Origin of the sequence: Exiguobacterium indicum HHS 31 (assembly GCF_001939065.1) — a bacterium.
In the GTDB taxonomy this organism is placed as follows: Bacteria; Bacillota; Bacilli; order Exiguobacteriales; family Exiguobacteriaceae; genus Exiguobacterium_A; species Exiguobacterium_A indicum.
The window spans coordinates 220,975-227,702 of sequence record NZ_MPSZ01000003.1 but is presented as its reverse complement, the minus strand read 5'-3'; the positions used below and the strand labels follow the sequence as shown (position 1 = coordinate 227,702).

7 protein-coding genes are annotated in these 6,728 nt (G+C 42.5%); 4 read left to right on the top strand and 3 right to left on the bottom strand.

The window, feature by feature from the left end:
• Positions 1-51: 51 nt before the first annotated feature.
• On the bottom strand, positions 52-945 hold the full coding sequence (locus N179_RS10815; RefSeq protein WP_035396046.1) for a helix-turn-helix domain-containing protein: 894 nt from the start codon (positions 943-945) through the stop codon (positions 52-54).
• Positions 946-1,316: 371 nt separating this feature from the next.
• Between N179_RS10815 and N179_RS10810 the strand changes: the two genes are divergently transcribed.
• Together N179_RS10810 and N179_RS10805 are read left to right on the top strand one after the other, a co-directional pair.
• Positions 1,317-2,513, top strand: coding sequence for a hypothetical protein (locus N179_RS10810; protein ID WP_075642858.1), 1,197 nt, complete (start codon positions 1,317-1,319; stop codon positions 2,511-2,513).
• The gene (locus tag N179_RS10805) at positions 2,506-3,243 is read left to right on the top strand and encodes a class I SAM-dependent methyltransferase (RefSeq protein ID WP_035396050.1); all 738 of its coding nucleotides are present in this window, start codon (positions 2,506-2,508) and stop codon (positions 3,241-3,243) included. The genes N179_RS10810 and N179_RS10805 overlap by 8 nt, the downstream gene beginning before the upstream one ends.
• A gap of 502 nt (positions 3,244-3,745) precedes the next feature.
• On the opposite strand, the gene N179_RS10795 is transcribed toward N179_RS10805, so the two are convergent.
• Positions 3,746-4,165, bottom strand: a complete 420-nt coding sequence (locus N179_RS10795; RefSeq protein WP_023469406.1) for a helix-turn-helix domain-containing protein — start codon at positions 4,163-4,165, stop codon at positions 3,746-3,748.
• A 203-nt stretch (positions 4,166-4,368) separates the two neighbouring features.
• On the opposite strand from N179_RS10795, the gene N179_RS10790 reads away from it, so the two are divergent.
• Together N179_RS10790 and N179_RS10785 are read left to right on the top strand one after the other, a co-directional pair.
• Positions 4,369-4,893 (top strand): VanZ family protein, encoded by a 525-nt coding sequence (locus N179_RS10790; RefSeq protein ID WP_075642857.1) that lies wholly within the window; start codon positions 4,369-4,371, stop codon positions 4,891-4,893.
• A 16-nt stretch (positions 4,894-4,909) separates the two neighbouring features.
• Positions 4,910-5,905, top strand: coding sequence for an ATP-grasp domain-containing protein (locus N179_RS10785; RefSeq protein ID WP_075642856.1), 996 nt, complete (start codon positions 4,910-4,912; stop codon positions 5,903-5,905).
• Between the two features lie 60 nt (positions 5,906-5,965).
• Here N179_RS10785 and N179_RS10780 read toward each other — a convergent pair whose 3' ends face one another.
• The gene (locus N179_RS10780) at positions 5,966-6,724 is read right to left on the bottom strand and encodes a homing endonuclease associated repeat-containing protein (protein ID WP_023469403.1); all 759 of its coding nucleotides are present in this window, start codon (positions 6,722-6,724) and stop codon (positions 5,966-5,968) included.
• Positions 6,725-6,728: the final 4 nt, after the last annotated feature.

Below are 6,728 nucleotides of genomic sequence, written 5' to 3'. Positions count from 1 at the left end.
GATGTAGCGATCGAGCGTATCCCACTTGAATATTCTACAACACGAGCATAATTAACTATTTTGACTAACAATATTTTTTAAAAAATCACTTCGAATAGAAGAAATGATTTTTTTATACTGATTCATGTTGAGTAGTTCGAACAAAAAATACGCTTTGTCATAGGCACCAATAATTTGTTCTTTAGTCGCGCCCAACTTCTCAAGACAATCTCCCTTTTGAGCGTATAACTGTCCTAATACCGACATGTCTTTAAAATTAAGGCTTTCTTCAATTGCTTCATCAATCAATTGCAGAGCTTGTTCATATTTAGAGAAATCTAATAAGATTTTAGAAAAATTATAGGTGATTCTAATTTTTTCTGTTACTAAATCATCACTATCAAAATTTAATTTGAGGATTTCCTCATAAACATTAATGCTATGCTGATAACTTTTATTTTCAGAGTATAGATTCGCGATAGCTGACTTAATACGAATCAGCATACTGGGTGAATAATGAGAAGTTAGATAATCTGCTGATAAATTTTGAAGCTCAACGATACAGGTTCGATAATCAATTTTTTGAAGTCGATACGAACAAAGGTAATAGTAGTATTTGTACAGTAGTACAAACTCAAAAGAAGAATCATGTTGCTCTAAAATCTTTTGACTCTCTTTATAGATCGACTCAAAGTCTTGATTTCTAAAACGATGTAGTAAGTCTTCATCGATCGTCTTTAATGAATCTTGTTGACGATTGGGATCTAGAAACGCAGAAATCGGAACTTGTAACCTTCGGGATAGCGCATATAACAATTCGATTGTTGGGGAATGTGTGCCACTCTCAATCTTACTGATTTCTGCTTGACTGCAGATACCGTTTGCTAAATCCTTTTGCGTTAGATTATGTTTTTTTCGCAGACGGCGTAACGCCAAACCAATTTGCGGTGACGTGAAATGATCCATTGGATCCTCGTCCTTTCATGAAAATTGAACTGTTACTCAGTATCCATTTCTATTATAGAAGTGATTGCAAAGGGATACCATAGATTTACTTGATTTCATATCAATGTTTCATCGCCCGCCGTATTTGATTCAGAAAGGGGTACACCCATGACACTCATCTTAAAAGAAACGCGACGTAACATGACTTCTTGCGCTTGGTGTCTCAATGCTGCTACCGTCTCAGTCGCCCCCTTGGCTCATCGGGAAATGGATCAAACCATTGCTAAGTCTAAGAAAGATAGAAACAAGACTGCTTGAATCATTCTAAGGACTTCATTCGTATGTGGGATGAAGTCCTTTTTGCATGATTTTCATCAGAAAGGAGCAATCACATGATAGGAATTACGATCGTATCAGAACAGGATGGTTGGTTACAACGCTCACGTCCCTCTTCAGCGATGAGACACTTTTGTGAAACCCATCGTTTTTCTTTAGATGTTTTTGATTACGACATGCATACGTTCGAGGATTTACTGGATTATATGAATTTTCAAGAATATGAACATTATCTCTTTATTCTACAAGGTGAAGGAGAACGTACATTACGACTGGTTGCTTATTTGCAGCAGCAGATGCTTCATGTTCAGTTTCATTTAATTCGAGCGGAAGGTGGTATCGTATTTGGACAACCCGATTTTCTAAATGGTTTAGAACTACCTCTCATATTTGAGGATGAAAAGTTAGTGCTTCCCATCGTTCAAAACGAGTTATTGTCTTTGATGACGGGCGTTCATCGATATGCTTCACTATTCCAACCGCAACCGTTGCGGCATGTCTATATCGAAGATAGCTCATTGTTGAATCGTATTCCAGCCTCCTTTTTCACATCGATGACAGTGAATAGTATCGTGTATTTTGATCATCCGATGCGTCACGATCTACCAATCATTGAATTAATGAGTCGGATGCCAGTCCTTCTTGCTTTCGGTGATACACTGTCCCCACCGCTTGAAACACGACTTGATGTTTTATCTCGGGCAGAACTCGCTCGTCAGTTGGAGCGCTGGAAGGATACCGGGTGGATTCAAAACGAACGATTTGCCGGTATATTGGATTATGCGACACAAGCTGGATTGAAAAATTCACATCGTCTTTTTTTCTTTGAAGATGGTATCTATGCGGATCGACAGAAAACCGATCGGTTGAGTTCGGACATTTCTCTAATGGTTGAGCAAAGAGCAGGGCAGTTAGAGGCAATGGCCACACCAAAGGAACTCGAGTTATTTCCGTTACTCTATCAACTCGCAGGATCATTTTCAGGTGAAAGTCGATTTGTTACACCCTATTCAGATTTAGAATTACCACGAACGATTGGACGTATCGGTCCACTCACGTTGATTGGTATTCAAAACGAAGAGGGGTATTTCGCTTTCGATTTAACATCGATGCAACTATTCGAAACGAACGAAGCATTTTTGTGGATTCTTGAAGCTGATCAAAAAGAACAATTTGATGTATTACCAGAACGACTTGGAGCAGACTATGCAGAAGCGATTCGATACTATAAGGAGTTGATGTATCATGAGTGACGTATTATTTGGTCCATTTTTAAGAAAGGGAAGCTATTCACGTGTTGAAGTACTCGATCACGTTTATGCGGATGAACGTTTTGGGCAACTGTATCAAGAAGCGAAGCAAGTCACAGAAATTGATGAATTGACGTTTTATCGACGCTATCTACAAAAAGAAGAGAAGGTTCTGTTTTACGGCACGTTCGATCCAAAACTCTTTAATCTCTTATCTGATGAAGGATACGATTTATATTTGATCGAGTCAGAAATGATTCGGACACATCAAATCGATACACCGTACCGTCATAAAGTATATGGCTGGAGCCATGATGTGACAGACGTCGTAGGTCCTGAATTCTTTGATCGGATCGTTCTTCCTGGTACGACCATCATGCATTACAACCGTGGGGAACTGCTATTATTCTTTCGGAACATACGTCAACTTTTAGGTGTACATGGAAAACTGCTCGTTTCGTTGCACGATATTCCTTATCTAAGAGAATCAGAGCAGTCCATTTCGACTCGACGGATACATGATACTTTAATGTTCTTTGGTCATCATGTAGATGGCGAACGACTCTTATTTAATGCGTATTTAAAATCAGGTAGCGAAGAAAAAGTAAGCTATGCAATCGATTACTTATACAAACCTGAAACCTTATTTGAATTCGCGAAACTCTCTCGTTATGAAGGTCGATCAATATATGAAGGAAAAACAATTGTCGTTCTTGAATTCAATAAACAATAAGCTTTTGATAGAATAGAAGGAGAATAAATTAAAAATATATCTCCTAGTTTAGTTTGAATAGGTCTAAAGGCAGGGTATTGAGATACAGAAGTTTTGTATTACGATTCAAAGTACATCATGAGAAAGAGGAGCCGGACCATCATGGAAAATCAGAACGAAACTACCTTTCAAAAAAGCTGTCTATCGTTCATTGAGACTTTGTTTCCAGACGAATCCTTTCACTTCTTAGAAGAATCGAGAGCAATGGATGCTTTCGGACATCACGGTATTCAATTGTTTTTTTCTTCAGAACTTCGAACGCTAAAATTCAGTCTTCTCAAACAGACACATCAACGATATGATCGCGTGTTCGTTTCAGAGAAGACGGTACAAAACACTTTTTTTCGAAGACTGTTGGAGGCAACATATGAAGAAAGTCAATTGTACATCGATCATGTCGTAAAAACGGACTAAAAAAAGAGAGAAGGTATGGGAGCGATTACGTCCCATGCCTTTTCTCTTTTTAAGCTTCGATCGATGCTGATCCGCGTTTTAACGCATGATCAATCGAAGTCGCCATCTCTTCTCGAACTGTAGTTGAGATCAGTCTACCATCGAAATAAATTTCTTTAGATAAACTCAAATGAACGAGTAAATCCTCTAATACGAGCTTTAAATCAAGAGGTTTCGTCGGTTCGAGCGCTTGTTGTATGAATTCATTCAGAGATGGGTGCTGAACATGCTTTGGATCAATCAAATCAATGATTGTTGTATTTAAAGCAAGTGCTAAGCGTTCGAGGGATTGGGGAGTTGGCATCCGTTGTCCGCGTTCATATGCGGAAATCGTCGTCGCAGTTTCACCACATTTTTCGGCTAGATGCTTTTGGGTGTACTTGTGCTGTTTTCGTAGTTGCATGATTTTTTTTCCAAGTGCGCGATTCATAGCGCTTCACTCCTATTCCTCAGGTCATCGTGTATAGTACTAATTAACCACTTATCGTACGGGAGAAACCTTTGAAATGTAAAAAACGTTTGAATAAGGAAATAAAAAGATAGTTAAATACTAAAACTGGCTTTTAAAGCGATAGTTATACTGATGTAAACCGCATGCTATTCTAAGGTGTATGTGAAAAAAGGAGTGTCTTCATGAAAAAAATTACATGGTCCGGCTATGTTGTCCTCGCCGTTCTCTTAGTCCTCTTTATCTCAAGTTCGATGCCGTACCAGGCACAATCCATCAAACCAGGGTTATCGCGCTTCATTCCGTTAGGATTCGTCGATCATCTGCGCTTCATCTCCTTTTCCTATCATGGAGAAGTCAGTGTCGCTGCCCTTGGACGGAGTGGCTTCATTGAATTTTTCATTCGAAAAGCCGCGCACGTCTCAACGTTTCTTGTGTTAGGTGTGGGATTGATTGATTTGACGCGTCGTCGCCTAACGACAGGACTGGCCGTCTTGTTTGCCTATTCGTTAGCAATCACGGTAGCGGTCTTTGATGAGTTTCATCAGATTTTGACAGGGGACCGGACAGGACTCATTCAAGATGTCTTACTCGATGGAATGGGGGCATTAATTGGAATCGGATGTTATCTACTCGTCTATAGGAAAAAAGTACGACGCCAAGCAGGAAGTCTTTCCTTCTGGCACGAAAAGAACAGGCATCACTTTTAACGAAGGAGACTGCCTTATGAAGACTTCCCATTTATTGATGACGAGCGTTGGTCGTCGGACGAAGCTGGTCGAGTATTTTGTCCGTGAGATGTCATACGGTCATGTCAGTACCGCGGACTGTAGTCCACTCGCACCGGGTCTCTATATGACGGAACGCCATCATCTCGTACCACGGATCGATGCACCGGATTATATCAAGCATTTACTTGAATTGTGCCAGCGGGAACAGGTGACAGCATTATTGTCATTGATTGATCCTGAACTGGAGTTACTTGCAGCGGCGACGGAACAGTTTGAAGCCATCGGTGTCACGGTCCTCGTCTCACCGATGGATGCCTGTCGTCTCTGTTTCGACAAGTACGCGATGTATACGTATTGTGTCGCGGAAGGGATCGCGCATGCGCGGACATACGTGACGCTCGAAGCATTCCGGAGCGCACTTGCGCAAGGGGAGGTCCAGTTCCCAGTCTTCGTCAAACCACGCAATGGGAGTGCCAGTCTCCATGTCCAGGCAGTTTCTTCACTTGAGGTCGTCGAAGGATTATTCGCTACCTATCCAGATTTATTGATTCAAGAATACTTAAGAGGACAAGAGCTCGGTGTCGATGTCTATGTCGACTGGCTGACGCATGAAGTGACCGATATCTTCATCAAGGAGAAACTCGTCATGCGTGCAGGAGAAACTGACAAGAGTCGTTCCGTTAAACGCGATGATGTCTTTGAACTGGTCGAGCACGTCTTAGATGGAACCGGTCTTATCGGTCCGCTTGATTTTGACCTGTTCGATGTGGACGGAACGCTCTACCTATCAGAGATCAATCCGCGATTCGGTGGGGGGTACCCGCATGCGTATGAATGTGGCGTCAATTTTCCGAAAGCGATTCAAAACAATCTCCACGGGCAACGTAATCCCCGACGCATCGGAGCGTATGTGGAAGACATCTATTTATTGAAGCACGATACGGTGACGCTGTTGCCTGCCTCGCTGCTTGAGCAAATCAAAAAATCATAGGCACGAAAAAGGAGTGATCCGGTCGAGACCGGACCACTCCTTTTAGGTAGAAGAGCAGAATCAGGAAAGAGAGACGCGTGCACGCTTGAGGCATTGCACGGCGGAGGTCCAGCTACCGAAGAGAGCATTGATCGTTGAGGTGCTCGGAACCGAGCGACCTTCTGCCCATTTCCGGTAATGAATGATGCTGAGCGAAGGTAACTCTTCTTGTGCCTGCCGCAGTGCTTCAAGGACATCTTCTTCGACCCATTTCCGGCGAGGCGGGGCGATGTCGAGGCAAGCGAGGGCATCTGCCCATGAACCGTATTTACGGGCAATCGTCGCGACTGTCGGATGTCCGTTTTCTTGTGCCCAAATCGCATACGTCTGTGTCGTCAGACGTGGAAGGACATCTGAAGCTTCGAGCAGTGCCGTGATAATACGTTCTTCTGTCATCGAGATAGAACGTGTCATTTCAATGTGTGCTTCTTCGAGTGCACGTGACCAAGAACCGAAGCGTAAGTTGATCAATGTCAAGGAGGGGCCATGTTTCGCCTTTGCCCACTCCCGGTAGCTGTTGCTATGGAAAGGATGAAGACGCGTTGACGCTTCCTTGATGAAAGCAAGGATTTCTTCGTCTGAGAAATAAGGACGGATCGATGAGAGACCAGCGGCTTGGAGTGCTTCACGCCAAGAGCCAAATACATTGATGATCGTCGTGATCGATGGAATGTCTTTTCCGACCGACCAGCGCGCATACGTCTTTGCGTCGAGAGCGGGATATTCGATACTAGCTTCGATTAGGCTATCGATGACTTGTTGTTCTGTCCATTTCTTCATGATG

What these genes read in the sequence shown, in the direction of transcription:
- N179_RS10815 (WP_035396046.1), bottom strand. Translation starts at nt 945, where the DNA reads ATGGATCATTTCACGTCACCGCAAATTGGTTTGGCGTTACGCCGTCTG.
- N179_RS10810 (WP_075642858.1), top strand. Translation starts at nt 1,317, where the DNA reads ATGATAGGAATTACGATCGTATCAGAACAGGATGGTTGGTTACAACGC.
- N179_RS10805 (WP_035396050.1), top strand. Translation starts at nt 2,506, where the DNA reads ATGAGTGACGTATTATTTGGTCCATTTTTAAGAAAGGGAAGCTATTCA.
- N179_RS10795 (WP_023469406.1), bottom strand. Translation starts at nt 4,165, where the DNA reads ATGAATCGCGCACTTGGAAAAAAAATCATGCAACTACGAAAACAGCAC.
- N179_RS10790 (WP_075642857.1), top strand. Translation starts at nt 4,369, where the DNA reads ATGAAAAAAATTACATGGTCCGGCTATGTTGTCCTCGCCGTTCTCTTA.
- N179_RS10785 (WP_075642856.1), top strand. Translation starts at nt 4,910, where the DNA reads ATGAAGACTTCCCATTTATTGATGACGAGCGTTGGTCGTCGGACGAAG.
- N179_RS10780 (WP_023469403.1), bottom strand. Translation starts at nt 6,724, where the DNA reads ATGAAGAAATGGACAGAACAACAAGTCATCGATAGCCTAATCGAAGCT.